Annotated in this window: 15 protein-coding genes; 5 read left to right on the plus strand and 10 right to left on the minus strand. The window is 58.7% G+C overall.

From position 1 onward, the window contains the following. Positions 1-377: 377 nt before the first annotated feature. Positions 378-3,689 (plus strand): error-prone DNA polymerase, encoded by a 3,312-nt coding sequence (locus ACUNV4_RS09870; RefSeq protein ID WP_430878373.1) that lies wholly within the window; start codon positions 378-380, stop codon positions 3,687-3,689. Between the two features lie 308 nt (positions 3,690-3,997). Here the strand turns inward: ACUNV4_RS09870 and ACUNV4_RS09875 are convergent, their stop codons facing one another. Further along, complete coding sequence (locus ACUNV4_RS09875; protein ID WP_430878374.1) at positions 3,998-6,274, minus strand: adenylate/guanylate cyclase domain-containing protein; 2,277 nt, start codon at positions 6,272-6,274, stop codon at positions 3,998-4,000. Positions 6,275-6,994: 720 nt separating this feature from the next. On the opposite strand from ACUNV4_RS09875, the gene ACUNV4_RS09880 reads away from it, so the two are divergent. Then, positions 6,995-8,317, plus strand: coding sequence for a DUF2157 domain-containing protein (locus ACUNV4_RS09880; protein WP_430878375.1), 1,323 nt, complete (start codon positions 6,995-6,997; stop codon positions 8,315-8,317). Further along, complete coding sequence (locus ACUNV4_RS09885; protein ID WP_430878376.1) at positions 8,310-9,404, plus strand: GDYXXLXY domain-containing protein; 1,095 nt, start codon at positions 8,310-8,312, stop codon at positions 9,402-9,404. The genes ACUNV4_RS09880 and ACUNV4_RS09885 overlap by 8 nt, the downstream gene beginning before the upstream one ends. A gap of 173 nt (positions 9,405-9,577) precedes the next feature. Here the strand turns inward: ACUNV4_RS09885 and ACUNV4_RS09890 are convergent, their stop codons facing one another. The 7 genes from ACUNV4_RS09890 to ACUNV4_RS09920 all read right to left on the minus strand — a co-directional run bounded on the left by ACUNV4_RS09890 (position 9,578) and on the right by ACUNV4_RS09920 (position 16,546). Further along, positions 9,578-10,570 carry an aldo/keto reductase gene (locus ACUNV4_RS09890; RefSeq protein WP_430878377.1) on the minus strand — a complete coding sequence of 331 codons (993 nt, stop codon included), beginning with the start codon at positions 10,568-10,570 and terminating at the stop codon, positions 9,578-9,580. Continuing rightward, positions 10,570-11,583, minus strand: coding sequence for a succinylglutamate desuccinylase/aspartoacylase family protein (locus ACUNV4_RS09895; RefSeq protein WP_430878774.1), 1,014 nt, complete (start codon positions 11,581-11,583; stop codon positions 10,570-10,572). Before ACUNV4_RS09895 ends, ACUNV4_RS09890 begins: the two co-directional genes overlap by 1 nt. A 113-nt stretch (positions 11,584-11,696) precedes the next feature. After that, a complete protein-coding gene (rimK, locus tag ACUNV4_RS09900) occupies positions 11,697-12,605 on the minus strand; it encodes a 30S ribosomal protein S6--L-glutamate ligase (RefSeq protein ID WP_430878378.1) in 909 nt (302 codons plus the stop codon). Next, positions 12,602-13,066 (minus strand): ATP-dependent zinc protease family protein, encoded by a 465-nt coding sequence (locus tag ACUNV4_RS09905; protein ID WP_430878775.1) that lies wholly within the window; start codon positions 13,064-13,066, stop codon positions 12,602-12,604. Before ACUNV4_RS09905 ends, rimK begins: the two co-directional genes overlap by 4 nt. Before the next feature lie 99 nt (positions 13,067-13,165). Next, the gene (locus ACUNV4_RS09910) at positions 13,166-13,981 is read right to left on the minus strand and encodes a hypothetical protein (RefSeq protein WP_430878379.1); all 816 of its coding nucleotides are present in this window, start codon (positions 13,979-13,981) and stop codon (positions 13,166-13,168) included. A 79-nt stretch (positions 13,982-14,060) separates the two neighbouring features. Further along, entirely contained in the window at positions 14,061-15,248 is a 1,188-nt protein-coding gene (locus tag ACUNV4_RS09915) for a glycosyltransferase (protein WP_430878380.1), read from the minus strand. After that, entirely contained in the window at positions 15,245-16,546 is a 1,302-nt protein-coding gene (locus tag ACUNV4_RS09920; RefSeq protein ID WP_430878381.1) for a glycosyltransferase family 4 protein, read from the minus strand. Before ACUNV4_RS09920 ends, ACUNV4_RS09915 begins: the two co-directional genes overlap by 4 nt. 242 nt (positions 16,547-16,788) lie before the next feature. Between ACUNV4_RS09920 and eboE the strand changes: the two genes are divergently transcribed. Both eboE and ACUNV4_RS09930 read left to right on the plus strand, forming a co-directional pair. Further along, positions 16,789-18,084: a metabolite traffic protein EboE gene (eboE, locus tag ACUNV4_RS09925; RefSeq protein WP_430878382.1), complete on the plus strand. Its 1,296-nt coding sequence runs from the start codon at positions 16,789-16,791 to the stop codon at positions 18,082-18,084. 96 nt (positions 18,085-18,180) lie between these two features. Continuing rightward, positions 18,181-20,289 (plus strand): cation:proton antiporter, encoded by a 2,109-nt coding sequence (locus ACUNV4_RS09930; RefSeq protein ID WP_430878383.1) that lies wholly within the window; start codon positions 18,181-18,183, stop codon positions 20,287-20,289. Positions 20,290-20,386: 97 nt separating this feature from the next. Here ACUNV4_RS09930 and ACUNV4_RS09935 read toward each other — a convergent pair whose 3' ends face one another. Both ACUNV4_RS09935 and ACUNV4_RS09940 read right to left on the minus strand, forming a co-directional pair. Next, positions 20,387-20,827 carry a hypothetical protein gene (locus tag ACUNV4_RS09935; RefSeq protein WP_430878384.1) on the minus strand — a complete coding sequence of 147 codons (441 nt, stop codon included), beginning with the start codon at positions 20,825-20,827 and terminating at the stop codon, positions 20,387-20,389. A 101-nt stretch (positions 20,828-20,928) separates the two neighbouring features. Then, the coding region (locus ACUNV4_RS09940; RefSeq protein WP_430878385.1) for a hypothetical protein at positions 20,929-22,253 on the minus strand (1,325 nt) is incomplete at its 5' end.

Consider the following 22,253-nt stretch of genomic DNA (forward strand, 5'->3'; position numbering starts at 1 on the left):
TATTCAGTTTTCACCCAGATTTCCTTCAGAACTCTCCTCAGAACTCTCCTCAGAACTCTCCTCAGAACTCTCCTCAGAACCCTCCTCAGAACCCTCCTCAGAACCCTCCTCAGTACTCTCCTCAGTACTCTCCTCAGTACTCTCCTCAGTACTCTCCTCAGAGCTTCCTTCGGAGCTTCCTTCGGAGCTCCCTCAGAACTCCCCCAGAGCGCATACAGAGTCTACCCAGGGCTCCCTCAGACCTGTCCGCCCCCCGAACTGGACCCATGCGCCAATCATCCACACTGCCACACAGACCTCATTCCCGACACCTGAGCCTCTCATGTATCCCTCGATGACTTGACCTTCGGCATGATAACTGTATTAATAAACAGTGTATGAACATACAGCTATCCAAGGATTATCCGGGCCCGTATGCCGAGCTTCACTGTGTCTCCAACTTCAGCTTTCTGAGAGGGGCATCCCGCCCGGAAGAACTGGTGGACACGGCGGTTGCACTCGGCTACTCCGCTCTGGCCATCACCGATGAATGCTCCATGGCCGGCGTGGTCAGGGCCTATGGGCGAATGAAGGAACTGTGCAATCGCACTCGCACCGATGTGGCGCCGGGAAAATCGGCAACCCGGGTCATGACGCAGAGTGACTTCAAGCTGATCGTCGGCAGTGAATTCGCACTGGATGACGGCTTCAGACTGGTGGCACTGGTACGAGACCTTGCCAGCTACGCCAGATTGTGTCAGCTGATCACGGCGGCGCGGCGCGCAGCTGACAAGGGCAGTTACCGGGTCACCCTGAACATGATCGAAAATGCAGGCCTTGAAGGCTGCTGCCTGTTGCTGGTACCGCCGTACCTGCCCAATGGTCGCCAGGGCATGGATCACTGGTTCAGCTGGCTACGGGCCCTGGGACCTCACACCTTCATCGCGCTGGAACTGCATTATGGCAGCTATGACCAGAAACACAGTCACTGGTTGTTCGAGGTTGCCGCACGACACGAGCTGGCTGTCGTGGCCAGCGGTGATGTTCACATGCACGAGCGTAAACGACGTGCCTTGCAGGATATCGTGACCTGCATCCGCCACAACTGCACCCTGGACCATGCCGGGCGGCGGCTGTTTCAGAATGGCGAGCGCTATCTGCGCGATATCCGGGCGCTCTATTCCATCTATCCGGAACAGACGCTGAAGAACACCACGGATGTGGCGGACCTGTGTCACTTCGATCTGGGCGATCTGGATTATCGGTATCCACGTGAAGTCGTACCTGCAGAGCTCAGCGCCGCACAATACCTGCGCAAACTGACGTACGAAGGGGCGTCCTGGCGCTGGCCTTATGGCTACAGCGCGGATGTCCAGGCGCAGCTGGAGCATGAGCTGACACTGATCCGTGACATGCAGTACGAGTCCTATTTCCTGACCGTGCATGACATCGTGAAGTTTGCCCGCGACCAGAACATCCTGTGTCAGGGGCGTGGCTCGGCCGCCAATTCGGCGGTCTGCTACTGCCTCGGGGTAACCGAGGTCGACCCGTCACGCACGCGCATGCTGTTCGAGCGTTTCATCTCCCGCGAACGCGATGAACCACCCGATATCGATATCGACTTCGAACATGAGCGACGTGAAGAGGTCATCCAGTATATATATGCCAAGTATGGCAGGCACCGGGCTGCCCTGGCCGCGACGGTCATCACCTATCGAAAACGCAGCGCCATCCGCGACCTGGGCAAGGCCATCGGTCTGCTTGAAGACCAGATAGAAGCCCTGTCGAAATCCATGGCCTGGTGGGATGGCAGTGAAGTGGTCGGTGAGCGCCTCGAAGCCATGGGCTTCGACCCTGACAGTCCACTCATCAAACGCTTTACCTGGTTGCTGCAGCAGTTACTGGGTTTCCCGCGCCACCTGTCTCAGCATGTGGGCGGCTTTGTCATATCCGACAGGGACCTGTCCACACTGGTACCGGTGGAGAACGCCGCCATGCCCGATCGCACCATCATTCAATGGGACAAGGATGACCTGGAAGAACTGGGACTGCTGAAAGTGGATGTACTGGCGCTGGGCATGCTCACCGCCATTGCCAAATGCTTCAGACTGATCGAAGCCTATCGTGGAATCACTCATACCATGGCGCAGATTCCTGCCGACGACACTGCCACCTATGACATGATCTGCAGGGCTGACACCATCGGTGTATTCCAGATCGAGTCACGAGCGCAGATGTCGATGCTGCCAAGACTCAGACCCCGCAACTACTATGATCTGGTCATCGAAGTCTCCATCGTCCGGCCTGGTCCCATTCAGGGGGGGATGGTCAACCCCTACCTGAAGCGGCGTCAGGGGCTCGAACCGGTGGCCTACCCCAGCGTAGAGCTGGAACGCGTGCTGGAGCGCACCCTGGGGGTCCCGGTGTTTCAGGAGCAGGTCATGGAAATCGCCATGGTGGCGGCCGGCTTCTCGGCCGGTCAGGCAGATGAACTGCGTCGTTCCATGGCCGCCTGGCGACGCGGTGGACAGGTCGCGCAGTTTCATGATCGAGTCGTCGGCGGCATGCTGAAGAACGGCTACGAGCCTGAATTTGCCGAATCCATCTTCCGCCAGATAGAAGGCTTTGGTGAATACGGATTCCCCGAATCCCATGCTGCCAGTTTTGCCCTGCTGGTCTATGTGTCCTGCTGGCTGAAATGCCATGAGCCGGCAGTCTTTCTGTGCGCCATGCTGAACAGCCAGCCACTGGGCTTCTACGATCCGTCCGACCTGACGCAGGATGCCCGACGTCATGGCGTCACCGTGCTGCCGGTGGATGTCAACGAGAGTGACTGGGATCACACGCTGGTGGAAATGGAGATGCCGTCGGACACGCACCCGACGACTCCCCCGTGCACATCAAGCTCATGTGACAGTCATTCGGCGTCACCGGCGATTCAGTCCTGCACAACGACGCCAACTCAGGGGCCTGCCATCGAGAACACAGCAACCCCCTTGCCCCAGGCAGCCGTGCGACTCGGCTTGCGACTGGTATCAAGGCTCTCCGGCAGTGGGGCCGACCGCCTGCTGGCAGCACGGGGCAATGGCCCCTTCAGCAGTGCTGCCGATCTGGTGCGTCGCTCGGGAATCAATCAGAGCGATCAGCAAGCGCTGGCCATTGCCGGCGCCCTGGAGAACATCAGTGGCAATCGTCATCAGGCACAATGGGATCTGCTGGGCGTGGAGGCGCTGCCCGAGCTGCTGGCCGATGCTTCTGCCGTCGAACCACTACAGACCCTGCCTGCACCAACCGAGGGGCAGAACACGGCTGCGGATTACATGAGCACCGGTTTGACGCTCAACCGCCACCCTCTGTCACTGCTTCGCCAGCAATTGACGAAGCGTCGCATTCTGGACTCGATCAGCTGGGCTGCGATTCCGGATGGGCGCATGGCCCGGGTGGCGGGTCTGGTCAAGGTCCGGCAACGGCCCGGCACGGCCAGCGGCGTGGTGTTCCTGACCATCGAGGATGAAGGCGGTCCGATGAACATCATTGTCTGGAGCCAGGTAGCAGAAACGTTCCGCAAGGAGGTGCTCGGCGCTCAGCTTGTGTCGGTCTATGGCCAGACCCAGCGCGAACAGGGGGTGTCTCATCTGGTGGCGCGCAAGATCGAGGATCTATCGTGGATGCTCGGCGAACTCACTGTTTCCTCGCGGGATTTTCACTGAAAACTCCGTAGAACGACTCGAATTGCCACTCCAGACCCACCTGACACCACCTTGACTGAAAAAGACCCATCTTCTCCCATCAAAAACCACTCATTGGTCCGGATCAACCACCGTCTCCCGCCCTCTGACACCATCTCGGACCGAAAACACACGAATTGCCCTTTTCTCCCACTCAGCGCCCTACCCTTGTAGTCCCGCTCTATCAGGACCGCGGACGGAATCCGCCCGCAAAGCGCCAGGCACAGGCTTCATGTCTGGTGAGGCCGTGGACCGATGCCGTCGGGTGTGGGTCAGGCCGCAGACAGGGCTTATCGAGGCGCCCGGGTCCAATCGATGTCGGCCTCGCGCGGAAAGACAGCGAACCGGGATACATTTCGCTCGGTAACCGATAGATACTCATCCCGGCTCGCCTTGCTGCCGCCCGGATTGCGAAGGAACAGGGCACAGTATTCGCGCCCCCCATTGTGCTCCGGGTCTATCGAGCAGGCCTCCAGCACCAGCTGCTGGTCTTCATCCAGAATCAGCCTCGTGCCCTCGCCGGTAAACTCGAACTGATGCCCATTCGGTGACTGCCAGGTCGAATGGTAATCACCGTCCGCCGAGTTCACGGTACGAAATCGCCAGCCGTTGTTATCGAAACCGATTCGCTGAACATCCGGATGCATGACATCGGCCAGCTCCGCTTCAGTCAGCATGTTCTCGGGCATCGCCACCACACCCAGAGGATTTTCCGGCACACCTGCCAGGCGAAGACTTTCCAGCAAATGTTCGAGGTTGGACGCGGGGCGAACATAGTGAAGATAATAGCGATAGTGACGGAGGCTGATCTCGGGCCAGACCTTGAACAGCGCCTTCATGGTCAGAGCCAGATTTTCCTGCCTGTCGAGTCGGGCATAGGCCGGTGCCAGAATCTCCAGTGCCCAGGACGGATTGACCTCCATCGTCAACGCCAGTTCGCCGTACTTGATGGCCTCTTCGTATCGCTTTGCGTGAAAATAGCTGTGGGATATGACCGCAAGTTGCACAGCCGTCGGATTGGGTTCCAGACGTAGCAGCAACTCAACCGTAGCCACAGCGTCACTGTGGTGTCCGCTGCGTGACAGGATGTAGGCCTGGCGCCCCACCGTGTCGATGTCACTAGGTGCGGCCGTGACGGCCTGGTCGATCATGGCAATGGCCTTTTCCGCCTCGCCAGCTCTCAATGCCTGATCCGCCAGCGTCGACAGGGCCATTGCATTATCCGGTTCAAGCTCCAGTGCTTTTGCCGTGTGACGCTCGACCAGAGCGTAGGCCTCTTGCTGCGGCATGATCCAGAAGTGATCCAGGCGTGCCACATCGAAGGCGACATTGGCCAGATGGGCATGCGCCTGTGCAAAACCCGGATCCAGCTTGATGGCATGGCCATAGAGTCGCAGCATCTCAGGTCGGTCGGTCAACTTGAAGGTTGAATGCAGCTTTCTCGCCTGCAGGTAAAGATCGTAGGCCTGAGGATCGACACGCGTGCCGTTTTCCCGTCGTCGCTGCTCGGCACTGGTCATCCGGACCTTCAGTGCATTGACAATATGTTGCGTCATCTGGTCCTGCAGCTTGAATACGTCTGCCGTTTCGCCATCGATCCGGTCGGCCCAGAGGTGACCTCCCGTAGCGACTTCGATCAACTGCACATTGACTCGCAGCTGATCACCGACTCGCCGCACCGAACCTTCCAGCACATGGCTGACTCCCAGTTCCTGGCCAACCGTTCTGATATCAACACTCTTTCCCCGATATGCAAAAGACGAGTTGCGCGCAATGACAAACAGACCGGAAACTTTCGAGAGATCCGTGATGATGTCTTCCGTCATGCCATCCGCGAAATAGCGCTGACTCTCGTCTGGCGTGAAGTTGTCGAAAGGCAGGACGGCAATCGACGGTTTATCCGACAGCACGGATTGCTCATCTGAAGCGTTTCTGAAACCTCCGGACTGCCAGACGATAACGGCGCCTGACACAAGCAGCACAAGAGAGGCAATCGAGACCAGACGCCGCAGACGGTAGGTCGATTTCCCCGGCGATTTCATGGCAGTATCGCCTTCTTTCAGCACCTGAAAGGCCCGCACCGCACGGGTGATATTCTTGACCGAAATCTCGCCGAGATCCGACATGTCCAACTCCAGACGGTCACGGACCTGATCACGGACACTTCGACTGACGATGATGCCACCTGGTGGCGCCAACGCTTCCAGACGCGCCGCCACATTCACACCATCGCCCAGCAAATCACCTGACTGGTTGACGACATCACCGACATTGATGCCTATGCGATACTCGATACGTCGGTCACGGGGAATCTCGGCATTGCGTTCCGCCAGACCCGTTTGCAGTGCCAGTGCACACCGTACAGCCTCGACCGCACTCGGATATTCGACCAGCAGGCTATCGCCGGCCGTATTGGCCACCCGGCCACCATGTTTCTCCAGCAATGGATCGATGAATTCCTTGTGATGAGAACGCTGGGCTTCCAGCGTGCCCTCCTCGTCCAGCCCGATGAGTCGCGAAAACCCCGCAATATCAGCTGCCAGGATTGTTGTCAGTCGTCGCTCCACCGGCTACCCCCGATTTCGATCAACTGGCTTGTAGAACCACCAGGACTTCTTCCTGGTCTTCCACTTCCCGGTAGATCGTCGTTATTCGTACGCTGAAGTCGATGACAACCCCCGACACTGATGGTCACTCCTGAGCGCGTCACATGCGCAGAACCATCGGATTGGCAGGCAGTCAAGACTGGCGCCGAGGGTTTCGGCGAAAATTCACCTTTCAACAGCGCGCGCACGATTCGTGTGGCTGTACAGATTCGTGCAATCCTCGCGAATATTCTGTAACAACACATAGGCAACAGAATTCACTGACCAGCAATTCGATTCGGGCTTTCCGGAAAAGTCTCCGGATGGTTGATTCCGATATCACCATCATGCTGCAAATGTGGTGATAAACACAACAGGGAGTTGCTCACTTGCGAGAAATCCTGAAAATACAAGCGGAACTGCCTCTTGCCTCTTGCCTCTTGCCTCTTGCCTCTCGCCTCTCGCCTCTCGCCTCTCGCCTCTCGCCTCTCGCCTCTCGCCTCTCGCCTCTCGCCTCTCGCCTCTCACCACTCGCCACTCACCACTCGAGATGGCGTTGCCTGCCCAACTCCCTTTCAAGACACGCAGGCAGGCTGCCGCCACCTTCTTCCAGTATATTGATCCAAAAAAAAGACCGGATCACCATGACGCGTGACCTCTTCACACTGGTTTTCGACGAATAGAGCACAACAGAGCAAGCCCATGAGCAAGCACGCTGTCTGGCTACGACAGGAAATTGGCGACTGGCTGAAAGAGGGTCTGATCGACCAGACCAGCGCCACAGCCATCGCCGCTCGCTACCCTGTCTCGAACGAGCGCTCCTGGGGTTTGTTCATTCTCACGGGCATCGGCTCCCTGATATTCGGACTGGGTGTCATCCTGTTCTTTGCCTACAACTGGGCTGCACTTCCCAGGGCGGCCAAACTGGCACTGATATTCGCCGGCTTGTTGCTGAGCCACGGCACTGCCTGGTGGTTGCGCCGCAAGCCGACAGACCATGCCAACCTCGTCGAAGGTCTCCATTTGCTGGGCACCATGATGTTCGGCGCCGGTATCTGGCTGATTGCGCAGATCTATCACATGGACGAACATTACCCCACTGCACTGCTGCTCTGGGGCATCGGCGCTCTGATGCTTGGCTGGACCGTTCCGTCGGTCATCCAGGGTCTGTTGGCTACGCTATTGATATCGATCTGGGGATTATCCGAGACGATGGACTTCAACCGTGTTCATCTCGCCAGCATCGGCATCATCGCCCTGACCCTGCTGCCGCTGGCCTGGGTACAACGCTCGCGCACCCTGCTGAGTCTGACGATCCTGGCGCTCTTCGGACTGCTGTTGCTGACCATCGGCTATCACTGGACCTACGCCATCGTATTCAAGCTGCTCTTCTGCAGTGCACTGATGATTCTTGCCATCAGCCACTGGAGCAGGCGGTCGAGCTTTCCGGGCAGTGCCTCTGTCCTCAGAGCCATGGGGGCCCTTGTTTACGGTGCCTGCCTGCTGTACATGACCTTCGTCAGTGAGTTTTCCCTGTATCAGCTATCTCTGTCCGATCTGCCCAGCGGATCGGAAGAATGGTATCGGCTCACCATCTGGGGAATGCTGATCTCGACTGCCCTCGTGTGGCTGGCCCTGATGATCCTCGCCAGACCCGGCCAACACGCGACTGCCGCGGATCGAACCATCGAACTGCAACGCATTGCCGTGCTGTTCTCCCTGCTTGTCCTGATGGCCTATCAGCTCGATATCACGGCACGAGGGCACACAAGCCTGAATCTCTTGAGCAATGCGATTCTGGCCCTGCATTGTGTTCTGCTGATCATCCGGGGCACCGACACGCTCCAGTGGCGACAGGTGACCCTCGGTTGCCTGACGCTGTGTGTTCTGATCATGGCGCATTTTGACGACCTGTTCCAGAGCCTGCTGATGCGATCTGCCGCCTTTCTCGTCATCGGTGCATTGCTGTTCCTCGTGGGACACCGCTATGCGCAGCGCAAGGCCAGGGAGCAATCGAATGCGTAGCACGCTGATTGCCGCCTGCATTGCCGCTCAGGCATTTGTGTTGGGCTATATGGTGTATGAGCGGGAAGCCGTCATCGCCCATGGCACAAGCGTGTCGATTGCCACCGCCCCGATTGACCCGCGCGACCCGTTTCGGGGTGATTTCGTGCGTCTTCGCTATGGCCTGAATTCCCTCGATCATGCCCCCGTTCGCTGGACGCCTGCGGACACAGTGCCACGCAAGGGAGACAGGATCTATGCCGTACTACAAGCACGCCCCGGTGGACTGCATGACGTTGCCTACTTCACCAATGTCGAGCCCGATCCTGCAGCAGACAACCTCTTTCTGCGTGGACGGCTCCGCACCGATAGCCCCGGTATTGGCCTGAATCGCGTGGATGTCGGTTATGGCATCGAGCAACTGTTTGTCGAGCAGGGTCACGGTATCGAAATCGAACAGCGTCAGGGGCTACGCGGCGGCTTGCAGACTGCCTTGCACGCTCGCATCTCGGTCAACGCCTATGGAACAGCCGTATTGACTGGATATGACTGGAATGCGCTGGCCATCGGTATCGAGATAGCTGACGATTTTGCCTTGAATCGGAACATTCCTGCCGACGCCGATCCGGCTACCGGCACGGGCCCCGATAACAACAACAACAGCGACAGTAATGCAGCTTCAGCCCCATTGACATTGACCGTTGTCAATCAATCGGACCAGACTGTCACCTTGAACAACCCCGGCGAGAACTGCGGCTTTCATCTGGAGCCGATGAACCATGTCACGTCCGGCTACCGGGAGCCCGATGGCGTGTGTAGCGGGCTGGCAGCCGAACCGCTGACTCTGGCGCCGGGGGACTCACTGGTGATTCCTGTCGATCTGGCAGAACCGCGCTGGCAGATGAGTCTGCTGCTCAATGGTGAAACGGTCACGGCAGACGTTCGCTCGTTCCGCAACAACGGCGAATGGTTCCGTCTGGTCTACCGCTCACTCGATACAAGCGGTGTACAGTCAGACAGCCCCCCGGGAAAAGCCATGAAGGCTACGGACTTCTGGCAGGGAGAGCTGGTCAGTCAGGCCTTCAATGCGCTGGGTCAGCTTGACTGAGCCGAACGGCGCCAGCCACCGGCCATGGATGGCGCAAGAGACGCCTCCCGACTCAGGCTGCCTGACGCAACTACCGCAGCGTCAGGAGCCCATCTGTCATCGCTGAGCGGTTGCGCCTTCTACGTTCGACAACCGATCTGGTGATGCGCTCGGGCAGGAACGCTTATCGGCAACTACTTGCCGAAGGCCTCGAACCCGGGCCAGGCATCGGCGGCCTGAGAGATCATGGCCAACTCTTCACTATCCAGTTCGATGGAACCGACGGCGGCATTGGAGGCCGCCTGGTTGATATCGCGTGTGCCCACCAGTACATGACTGACACCCGGCTGCTGCAACGTCCAGGCAAGTACCAGCTGTTCAGTGCTCACACCACGATCACGGGCCAGTGACTTGACCGGCGCCAGAACCGCTTGCACGGCCTCCAGCACGGGTGGCGCAAACCGTGGATTGCCGGCGCGCAGGTCGTTGTCCGAAAACTCGCGCTTGCCATCCATCTTGCCCGTCAACAGCCCCTGGGCAATTGGCGAATAGCACAGAAAACCCACATCGAATTCTTCGCAAACCGGCAGATTGGCACTGTCCTGTTCGCGATCCAGCAGACTGTAGCGTTCCTGGTCGGTACTCAGGGTACCCAGTCGGGCCGCTTCGGCAATCCGTTCAGCCGATTCATTGCACAGACCCCAGGCACGAATCAGCCCTTCATCACGTAGTTTCTCAAGTGTTGCCACAACCGCTTCCAGGTCAGTCTCCGGGTCTGGCCAGTGGGTCTGGTACAGGTCGATATAATCCGTTCCCAGACGCGCCAGACTCTGCTCCAGTTCCCAGCGGATGGAGGCTTCATCCAGTGTTCGGAAAATGCGCTTGCCCTCACTCTCGGCATGCAGGTTGGGCGTTTCGATATCCCAGCGCAGGCCGCATTTGGTTGCCAGAACGATGTCTTCGCGCTTGCGTCCTTCGATGGCCTTGCCAACGATTTCCTCGGACAGGCCGAAACCATAGACAGCAGCCGTGTCGATCAGATTGACACCGGCATCCAGTGAGGCTCTGACAGCCTGCACCGAGCTCTCCGCATCGGCGCCACCCCAGCGCCAACCGCCAATTGCCCAGGCACCGAAGGCCACCACGGAGGCCGGCATGCCGTGTTTTCCCAGAGAACGGAATTTCATTATTTGAGTCTTTTTATCAAAGGTTGTTCGTATTCGAGACGAAATTCATCAACGGCACGTGCCGCTGACTTGGTTGAAGCGGTTGTTGCCACGTGATACAGGGCTTCGCCTTCATGTACCAGAGGCAGCTTGGTGATACCGATCAGCACGCCGGACACATCACTGACAACAGCCTGTTCGGCCTCGCCGAAGGGATCCGAGATATAGCCCAGCACCACACCCTCTTCCACGATACCGCCCAGAGGAATGCGCGAACGCAGGATACCGCTCTGCGGTGCCCGCATCCAGACGCTGTTGTTGGCCAGCCAGGGTTTGCTTTTCTTTTCGTCGCTCTTGCTGGCGGGCAGCATGTTCAGGTGCCGCATGACGCGCAACACACCTTTCAGACCGGCGCGAATGGCCAGTTCATCAAAACGCAGGGCTTCACCGGCCTCATACAGCAACAGTGGCAATTTGCCGGCAGCGCTGCGCAGAGTACCGTCCCGTGTGTGCGAATCGAGCAGGATCGGCGGCGCGAAGGCTTCAGCCAGCTCCAGCAAGTCCGGGTGTGCATCCAGGTCGACACGAATCTGGGGCAGATTGGCACGACCTTCGGCAGCCGTGTGCAGATCGATACCATGCGTGCATTTCGCCACGATTTCGCTCATCAGGGTATCGGCCAGACGCGCCGCCATGGAGCCCTGCTCGGAACCGGGAAACGATCGGTTCAGATCCCGCCTGTCCGGCAGATAGCGTGACTGGGACACGAAGCCATAGACGTTGACCACGGGCACCGCAATCAGTGTACCGGCAATCCGGCTCAGCGATCTGGTTGCCAGCAAGCGACGAATGATCTCGATACCATTGATTTCATCGCCATGAATCGCGGCGGTGACAAACAACACCGGACCCGGCTGCTTGCCATGGATGACATGCACCGGCATGGCCACCGAGGTGTGGGTATACAGGGGCGGCAACGGCAAATCCACATAGCAACGCTGCCCGGGTTCGATGCTGACATCGCCAATGACGATGGGGTCGCGAGCGACGGCAGCTGCTCGGCTGCCCGAACGACCGGTCTTGCTGTTCTGCCCCTCCGCGGGGGCAGTTCCAGCAGTCTTGCTGATTGCGTCTGTTTCGTCCTCCTTCAACCGCGAGCTCCCCGTGTCTTGGTATTACCCGGCCTGGCGTTCTTTTCCAGCTCCTCGATGATGATGCCTGCCACATCCTTGCCACTGGCAGATTCGATACCTTCCAGCCCCGGAGAGGAATTCACTTCCATGACCAGTGGACCCCGTGATGAGCGCAGCAGATCGACACCAGCCACGGACAGCCCCAGCACCTTGGCCGCACTGACCGCTGTCGCCCGTTCGTCAGGCGTGATCTTCACCAGACTGGCAGAACCACCTCGATGCAGGTTCGAACGAAACTCGCCGTCGGCGGCCTGGCGTTTCATGGCCGCAACCACCTTGCCGCCGACCACCAGGCAACGAATGTCCGCACCGCCGGCTTCCTTGATGAATTCCTGCACGAGAATATTGGCCTGCAGACCCATGAAGGCCTCGATGACCGATTCCGCCGCCTTGTTGGTCTCGGCCAGTACCACGCCGATCCCCTGCGTGCCCTCCAGCAACTTGATGACAACCGGTGCCCCACCCACCATCTTGATGATGTCCTTGCTGTCACCGGGCTTGTTGGCAAAGCCGGTGACCGGCAAGCCAATGCCCTTGCGCGACAGCAATTGCAGCGAGCGCAACTTGTCACGCGAGCGCGACAGCGCAACAGACTCTATCAGGGTATAGGTACCCATCATTTCGAACTGCCGCAGAACCGAGGTGCCATAGGCCGTCACGGATGCACCAATGCGCGGAATGACCGCATCGAAACTGTCTAGCTCCTTGCCTTCCAGATGGATACTGGGTTTGCGCGACACGATGTTCATGTAACAGCGCAGCACATCGATTACCTGGACTTCGTGGCCGCGCTGTTCGGCGGCTTCGATGAGCCGTCGAGTGGAATACAGACGCCGGTTCCGCGAAAGAATGGCAATTTTCAACTTTCAACTCCTGCAGGAGGTTCTGCATACAGCAGACGGGCGGACACCCGTCCGAGAGTGAATGACAAGGATGGATCGACCTGAATGCCGGGCACCATGGCAGTACGGCCCAGCAGCATCCTGAACAGCATGTCATCGCGTTGTGACAGTGTCATTTCGATGGTCCGGCTGATGGACCCCAGTTGCAACTCGGTGGCGATGAAGAAGCGGTCGGAGGCGTGACCACCGGAATCGGTCACGCGCCGGATGTCCAGCAGCTGGGCTTCACAGCGACGTTCGATGGTGCTGTCTCGCTGTATCGGCTGAACGGTGAATTCCACCCAGTCCTGGCCACCGTCGCGTTTGACGCGGCGAATATCGCGTGCATGAATGGCGGAGGTTCGGGCGCCGGTATCCACCTTGGCCTTGACGGCAGGCAATCCGAGCTGCGGCAGGCAAACCCATTCCCGCCAGCCGATCATCAGGCTTTCGGACGTGTTATCGGACCGGGTGTCGTCGGCCGCTGCATTCTGTTCTTGTTGACTGGAGGCGATCATGTCGTATCCGACAATGGAGATACCTTATTGTCGCACGCTCTTGAAGTACAGGTGAGCGCCAGTTGATTCTTCCTGCACGATGCGTGCGTTTGGAATGTCATTGGACAAGGCGCGCTGCCTGGCAGCCTCGGGCTCCAGACCATGGTACAGCCAGCGCTGGACAAGGCGCTCCTCCAGTGTCTGCAGTGGCACATCCAGCATCACACTCAAATGAAACAGGGGTGCCAGACGTTTCCAGCCCTTGCGTGGCAGTAACAGATAGTTGCCTTCCACGATGATCACGGAATGCCTTGCGGTCACACAGTGGGCGGCGTTTCTGGACAGGTCGGCGTCACGATCGAATACCGGAATGTAGACATCTGCCCCGTCGGGTACGGACAGACGGTGCAACAGAGCAACAAAGCCATTGATATCGAACGTCGGTGGCGATCCCTTGACGGCCATCTGCCCACGAGCATTCAGGATGGCATTGTCCAGATGAAACCCATCCATCGGCACCACGATGGCCATCTCGGCGGCGTGCTCCACGGTGTCTCCGGCAGTAGCAGCGCCGCCGACAGCGGTCTCCGCTCCGTGCTGTCGTGCATCGCTATCGCCAGCCAATGAGCTGTCCGCCGAGACTTCTGCAGAGTCCAGCCCTGGTGGCGAGTTGCCGGCATCCGCTGCAGCCTGCTCTGCCGAACGATTCAGCAAGCTGCAGACCTGCTCGGCCAGCGTGGACTTGCCCGCACCGGGAGCCCCGGCGATTGCCACGACCAGTCGTTGGCCATGCGACTGTTCAGCCAGCATGATGTGAATGCGCTGAACCAGCGCAGCGACAGAATCAATGGTATGCGTCATGTCAAAACTCGCTCATGATGGTCTGCGACAGGTATACAGTCTGACTGCCAACAGTGCCAGCTGCCAGCGTCCAGTAAGCTCAGTTGCGTGATACCGCCCTGAATATCTCGATATAGCGTTCGATCATGCGCTTTTGGTCGAAATGCAGCAGTGCGTGATGTCGCGCGAAAGCGCCTCGCTCGGCTCGCAACCGGGGAAACAGGATCATCTCACGCAGCGCTGCTGCCAGTGCCTCGGTTGAACGTTCTACCAGAACCCCGCCACACGACGCCCCTTCCCGGGCAATCGCCTCGCTTGAGCCACCGGCATCGGTCAACACCACCGGCGTCCCTGCGGCCTGCGCTTCCAGGGCTGTCAGGGGATGCCCTTCCCGGTCAGAGGAGAGAACGAACAGGTCGAATGCCGCCAGCACATCGGGTATATCCCGACGTGCACCGGTAAAGGTCACCGCATCGAGCAAGCCGGTCTTCTGCACATAGGCTTCGATTTCGTCACGATCCTCGCCATCCCCGACCACGATCAGGCGAATGTCATGATCCTGCAGCGCGGGGTCATGTCGCAGAAGACCAAGCGCATCGATCAGCCGTCGATGGTTCTTGGCCAGAACCAGCCGTCCGACAGTGCCGATCAGCACCCGCCGATCCTCCGGCATGTCCAGGAATCGCGGCTCGTTGCCGAGCCATTCCTCGCGCAGGGAACGGCCATCTCCCGCCGCATATTTACGGGTATTGACCCCGTTGTTGACCACCGTGACGAGTGCCGGATCCACGCCTACCTCTTCGCGATAGAAGGCAGCCGTATCCCCGGATACTGCAATCATCGCCGCGGTTCTGTACGCCAGGATGCGGTCTATCCAGCGATAGTAGCGCGGTTTCCAGACATCGCGCGAATGCTCCGTGACCACCACCGGCAGCCGATCGAGCAACAGGGCCAGGCGCGTCCAGGTATTGCCGACCCACAGATGGCTGTTGACAACCAGGGGGTTGATCCTGTGCAGACAACGATTCAGGCGCCACGGCAGGAACAGATCCAGACCGGGTTTCTTGTGCAGAACATGCACGACAATACTGTCATCGAGCTCGGCGGCGAGTGCGCCGGCATCACGCAGACACACGACATGAACCTGCCAGCCCAGCTGCACCAGCTGATTGGCCATGGCCACCACCATCTGCTCGGCACCACCGATAGACAGCTCTTCGATGACGAGGGCTGTGACGGCGCCACCGGTGGATACGGGCGGCGAGGACTCTGACGCTGGCTGGTTCATCGAGAGCTTGTAACAGCCTGATCTGCCAGCGGTACGCCACCGGGTACATGTTGCTGAAACAGCGCCATCAGATCATCGATATTCTGTTTCTGATTAAACAGTCTGGCGACGCGTTCGTTTGCCTGCTCGCTCAGACGGCGTGCCAGCTGCGGATCGGCTGCCAGCCGTTCGATGGCTGCAGCAAAGCCTTGCACATCATCGACTTCCACCAGTTGTCCGGTCTCGCCATCGCTGACCAGTTCGGGAATGGCACTGACTCGAGTGGTCACCACTGGCAGACGCAGGGCCATGGCCTCTGCAATCACGTTGGGAATGCCATCTGGTGGGTGCCCCGGAATCAGGCGGGGCGCCAGGCAGAACACATCGGACCGGTCCAGCGCTTCGAGCACATCGGCGAATGCCAGAGCACCACGAAAATCGACGCTGTCGGCGATACCCTCGGCTTCGACCAGTGCCTTGAGCTCCTGCTCGATGGGACCTGAACCGATGAGGGTCAGTTGCAACTCACGACCGTTCCCGATCAATGCGGCGCAGGCGCGAATCAGTACATCATGGCCCTTGGTCGGCACCAGGCGTCCGATACTGATCAGCCGCAGGGGGTCCTCGGGTGCTCTGTCCCGAAACGGCTTGTCCGGCACATGTTCCAGCACACGAGGATCGAGTCCATGATAGTTCAGGTGAATCTTCTCGGGACTGTCCAGCCCCATCTCGTTCTTCAGATGGTTGCAGAAATATCCGCTGCAGACCACGGCAAACCCGGCGGCATCCAGCTTGTGTCGCAGAAACCGGTTGGGCGAGAAGATGTCTTCACCATGAATCGCAGCTGACCACGGCTCGGCGTAGATCTGTTGCAGATACCAACAGGCCGTCGTGGGGATATTCGCCCAGTGTCCGTGCCAGTGGTTCACGCCGCGCTGCCTTCCCTGTTCTCCGATATACAGAGCCAGCGGCAGAATAGCCAGATTCTTGACAACATCCATGGGGCGGTCGCGGCCCTTGATCACGACCTGAGCGATGGCCTTTGCAAGCCTTGCAGGATGCCGAACCACCGCACGCAGCAAGGCTCTGGCGCCTGCCAGGCTCAGCAACGGCGAGTAGAAAGTGCGTTCCGTGGAAAGTCGAATGGCATCTTCGATCGTCACAGGGTCACGCGGGTACTGGAGCGAGTAGATATCGAACTCGACACCGCGATGTTCCAGCGCCACCAGTTCACGCAGAATGAACGTCTCGTGAAGTTCGGGAAACATCGAAATGATGATACCCAGTCTGGGCCGCGGCTGGCTCGCGTGCTGGTTCATAAGAGTGTTCGTCCTGCTACGATCTGTTGCGAAGAGAACCTGACATTATCAGCTATTGCCCGATATCCTGCGCATGCCAGCCATGTTAATTTGACCGCAGCGTGCCTACAGGTTCACGAAACAGACCGCTCAACTCGTCCACAACGGCGTGAAACGGCCAGATTCTGTCCGGATATGCACTGATCTGGCACGAAACTATCATTGAAGGCAGGTCTCTACTGACCACGTCAATGTCTTGCCCAATGATTCTGGACTGTGCCGGCGTCTCCACGCACCTGAGTTACTGCACCAACATCCATTCCGGCGATGCCTGGAGTGATGTCTTGCCTCAGCTGCAAACCCAGCTGCCGCGAGTACGCGAGAGTCTGGGAAAAACCGGTCCGATGGGAATCGGTCTGCGACTGTCGCGCAACAGCCTCGACTCGCTGGAAAAGCCCGATGCGCTGGAGGCATTCAAGAGCTGGCTCGCCGATCAGGATCACTACATCTATACGGTGAACGGCTTCCCCTATGGCGCCTTCCACGGTCAGCGTGTCAAGGAAGATGTCTACAAGCCGGACTGGACCGAAGCGTCCCGACTGGAGTACACCTGTCGCCTGGCTTCGCTGCTGTGCGAACTGTCACCACCAGATGATCTTGGCTCGCTCAGCACCCTGCCCGGCACCTACAAGGACTGGATGATGCCGGGTAGTGAGCAACGCATCAGCCACAACCTGATTCGAGCCGTTGCGCATTGCGTCGGGCTGGAACAGCGTACCGGCGTGACCATTGCACTGGCACTGGAACCGGAGCCCTGCTGCATGCTCGAAACGGTTGCCGAGACGGTGTCATTCTTCAAGGAGCATCTGTTCAGCACCGAAGCCATCGACAAGCTGGCCGACATGACTGGCCTGTCCAGATCAGCTGCCGATGCCGCCATGCATCGGCATATCGGCGTCTGTTACGACGTTTGCCATTCCGCGGTGGAATTCGAAAACCCGGCCCATGTCATCGCCCGTCTGCAGTCGGCAGGCATCGCCATCATCAAGGTGCAGTTGAGCTCTGCGCTGGAAATACCTCAGGTCAACGAAGCGTCACTTCGCCACCTGGGACGGTTCGATGAACCGGTCTACCTGCATCAGGTTGTCGAGAAGTGCGGAGATCGCATCACGAGATACAACGATGTACACGCCGCAACCGTCGCCTGCCGTCATCGCCTGGAAGCTCGCTCCACTCTGGATCCGACACTGCAGATGGCTATTCATGGCGGGCGTGCACCCGTCTCGACAACCCGGTTTGCACCGATCAGCGAACCGGATAGGCAGTGGCGTGTGCATTATCATGTGCCGGTCTTCGTGGACAAGACGGAACACTTCTCGACCACGCAGTCTTCGTTGGCCCAGGTACTGCAGTTGCAGAAACAGAGTGGTTTCTGCAGCCACCTGGAAGTGGAGACCTATACCTGGGATGTATTGCCCGAGGAACATCGACAACAACCCGTGAGCCAGGCCATTGCCAGGGAACTGAGCTGGGTTGGCGAACGCTTGGGCAGCGAGTAAGTTCTTTATTGCACTGCTGCCTGTCGACAGTCGATGTAATATTGCGGTGGCTGCCGTTGGCAGCAGTGGACATTGCTGTCAACAGAGCACGTTTTCATGATGAACAACCCGATGATCGCCATCGCCGCCATAGGGGCGCTGGGCGGATTGTGCCAGTGGCTGGCATGGCGATTCAAACTGCCATCCATCCTGTTCCTGCTTGTAGCCGGCATTCTGGCTGGCCCGATATTCGGACTGCTCAATCCCGATGATCTGCTCGGCGAATTGCTGTTCCCCATTGTCTCGATCTTCGTCGCCATCATTCTGTTCGAAGGGGGGTTGACGCTCAAGTTCAAGGACATTCGCGGTCATGGGGTCGTTGTCAGACGCCTCATCACCGTGGGAGTCCTGCTGACCGGACTGCTGATAGCAGTTGCCGTTCATTATCTGTTCGAGATGCCCTGGCCACTGGCCTTCGTATTCGGCTCCATCACGGTGGTCAGTGGACCCACGGTTGTAAAACCGTTGCTCAGGGCGGTGCGCCCCTCTGACAAGGTCGGCCATATACTGCACTGGGAAGGGATTCTCATCGACCCTATCGGGGTATTTCTTGCCCTGCTCGTCTTCAACTTCGTGATGCTGGATGCACCCGACAAGGGCTTCGGCTACATGGCCATTCTGCTGCTCAAGCTGGTCGCCATCGGTGGCAGTATCGGTCTGGCAGCCGGGGCGGCGACGGCACTGGTACTGCGACGGTATCTGGTTCCTGACTTTCTGGTCAATGTGCTTACGCTGGTCGTGGTGGTCTGTGCCTTTACCCTGTCGGAGACCCTGCAGCATGAATCCGGGCTGCTTGCAGTCACCATCATGGGGGTGTGGCTGGCCAATACCCGTGGGCTGCACATCGACAGAATCCTGCATTTCAAGGAAGATCTGAGTGTATTGCTGATCTCTTCCCTGTTCATACTGCTGGCATCGCGCGTCGACATCAGTCTCATTCCTCAGTACGGCTGGCAGATACTGTTGTTGCTGGTGATCATACAATTGATCATCCGGCCGCTGAATGCCTGGTTGTGCACCATCGGCTCCGGGCTGAGTCATGGCGAACGAGCCTTCATCGGCTGGATTTCACCACGCGGAATCGTCGCCGCCGCCGTATCGTCGGTGTTTGTCCTGAGACTGCAGGAAGCCGATATTCCCATGAGCGAGCTGCTGGTGCCGCTGACCTTCAGCGTCATCATCGGTACGGTGGTCTTCCAGAGCCTGAGTGCCAAACTGGTTGCCGACAAACTCGGCATCAGCAACCCCGAACCCAACGGCGTTCTGTTCATCGGCGCCAATGACATCGCCATTCAACTGGCTACCGCGCTGCGCGAGCATTCCATCTCGGTCATGCTGGCTGACAGCTCCTGGCGTAATGTCAGCCAGGCACGCCAGGCGGGTTTTCCGGCCTACCACGGCAATGCCACTTCCGGGCACGCCATGGAGAACCTTGACCTGCAAGGTATCGGCAAGATGATTGCGGTGTCGTCCAACCGGGATACCAATGCGCTGGCCGGCATGCACTTCAGGCAGGACTTTGGCAGCAGTGCGGTCTTCGCTCTGGAAGGCACATCCAATGAAGAGGCTTATGAACGCTTCGATACAGCCAATAGAAATCGGGCCAACCCGCTGTTCGACGCTTCCCTGTCCTTCAGCGGTCTGTCCAAGCGTCTGCGCAATGGAGAAATACGCCATCTGACCATCCCGGAAGAGGCCGAGGATGTGACGACACCGGCGGTGAGCGACAAGGCAGAGCCACAGGACACGAATCCGGAGGTTACGGACGACAGCCCCGAAAATACGGATCAATCGCCTGACGATGCTGCTGACGGCTCATCGGTAGGCGAGTCGGATCCGAACGGCAACGGCAACGGCAACGGCAACGGCAACGGCAACGGCAACGGCAACGGCAACGATGATGACGTCGGTACGAAAATCATCGATTCCGTCGATGATGCCATGTCAACCGCAGTGGATGGATTGACCGAAGGAGGCAACAAGGAAGAAGAGGAAGCGCCAGATTCGGAACCCGAGACGGCCAGGCCCACCGATCCCCTGTACAGCGAAGACGACCTGAAGCTCTTTGCCATCGACAAGGACGACACACTGTACGTCTACGGCGCTGGTGAAAAAATCACTCTGAAAGCCGGCTGGCAGTTGATCGTGCTTTCACCGAAGGACTGACGGGTCGGGCAAAGGCTGGCGGACAGGTTTCCGGGATCTGAACGGTCTCTGGCAGCAGACGCGCTGCCAGAGATTCAGCGACGAACCGATCGGTTCTTCAGCTGAGGCCGGATGCCAGTTCTTCCGCCTGCTCGTCCGTCAGTTTCTTGGCCAGGGCGCCCTGCTTGAAGCCACTGCCACGGGAGTTGATGATTTCGGGCAATGCAATGCCATTGTCCTTCATGCGCTTGCACGCCGCAGCGACCGAGCGGCCGCCTCTGGCTGTCAGGGAACCCTTGAGAATACGTACCGGATCACCGACCTCGCCTTCTTCGTCCTGAAGGGTGGCATTGATGACCTCGTCAATGGTAGCCTGCCAACGAATGCCATCGCCATTGCAGCCGATGACTTCGTCTCCGGCTTCGATGGTCAGATAGTCACGCGCCAGCGCACGAGTCTCGCATGATGCCGGGTTGGCTGTCGCCAGACCACGGATCATCCCATGCTCAACGGTATCAACCTTCTGTGCCGTATTGAGATAAAGCAGGAAAACACTCACAAAGGCAGTACCTGTAGTCGACCAAAATACCAGTTTAAAGCAAACTGACCCTGTCGTCCAACAAGGTTGCCTTGTGGGTGGTTATACGCTGCCGGCTACGACTAACGCTGCAACCTGACTGGCTGCTCACTCAAACGGCGATAATACTCCGCCGCAGACTCGGTCGTCTCGCTCGCCTGCAACTGGTTTTCGGTTCCGCTGACTACCGGCCTTGCATTGTTACTGATCTCTATCTCCAGCTTTTCCAGCTGTTTCAGTATCTGACGGTACTCGGCTTCGACTCGCGCCGCATTGACAGCCCCCTGTGCATCACGCAGCCGTTGAGCGCTCTGCTGCAAGGCCTCGATGTCTTCCCGGCTGACACCCAAGGTATCAAGATCGGGCGTCAGTTCGTCCAGTCTGGCTGCTGTCTGCTGACGTTGCGACTCCCTGCTCGCACCGGCAGTACCACTGTTTGCAACCCCTGTACTGCCACTGCCGGAACCAGCCTGACCCTGGCTCGTACCACCAGCACCCTGCTGACCCTGCTGACCCTGCTGACCTTGCTGACCTTGCTGACCTTGCTGACCTTGCTGACCTTGCTGACCTTGCTGACCTTGCTGTCCTTGCTGTCCTTGCTGTCCTTGCTGTCCTTGCTGTCCTTGCTGCAACTGTTCACGCAACTGTTGCAGTTGATCCAGTGCATCAGCCACCTGCAGATCATTGTCATCGCGAGATTGCAGCTCTTCGCTGACGGCGGCATCACGTGCCTCACCCAGGCGATCTCGCCATTCTCGCAGGGAGTTCGTTACCAGACTCTCACCCGGCAACACCGTGACCAGAGAACCGTTGTCGATGGCATCACCGGCAATACCCAGCATCTCGACAACACGGCCTTCATCAAGACGTTGCAGAGCCTGTTCCAGCGCACGCCCCGTCCGCGGGGCTTGTGCCCCATAGCGTTGTTCCAGTGATTCGACGACGTCTCTTGTCGCTTCCAGTTCCGTCTGCAATTCCCTCTTGCGTTGCGAGAGCGACTCCATATCCTCGCGTGTCAGGCCCGGATTGAAGATACCGCTTTCACGTGAGCGCATGGCGCGATCCACGGCCTCGCGCAGAATTTCCTCGACGTCGCGTTGCTCTTCCAGCAACGAGTCCGCTGACGCATAGGCCTGTTCAAGACTCTCGGCCAGTTCGCGGGAACGCTGCTCTCCCAGACCTTCAAGCGCTTCCTGCAAGGCCTGACTTGCATTTTGTGCGGCGGATGAGTTGTCGCCTTCACCCTGGCCTCCTTCTGCATTCTGTACATCATTGGCATCGGCACTACTCTGCGAATCCGACCCGGATCCGCCCCCGGCCTGCTGACTTCCCTGCTGACTTCCCTGCTGACTTCCCTGCTGACTTCCCTGCTGACTTCCCTGCTGACTTCCCTGCTGACTTCCCTGCT

This window comes from Granulosicoccus sp. 3-233, assembly GCF_052681095.1.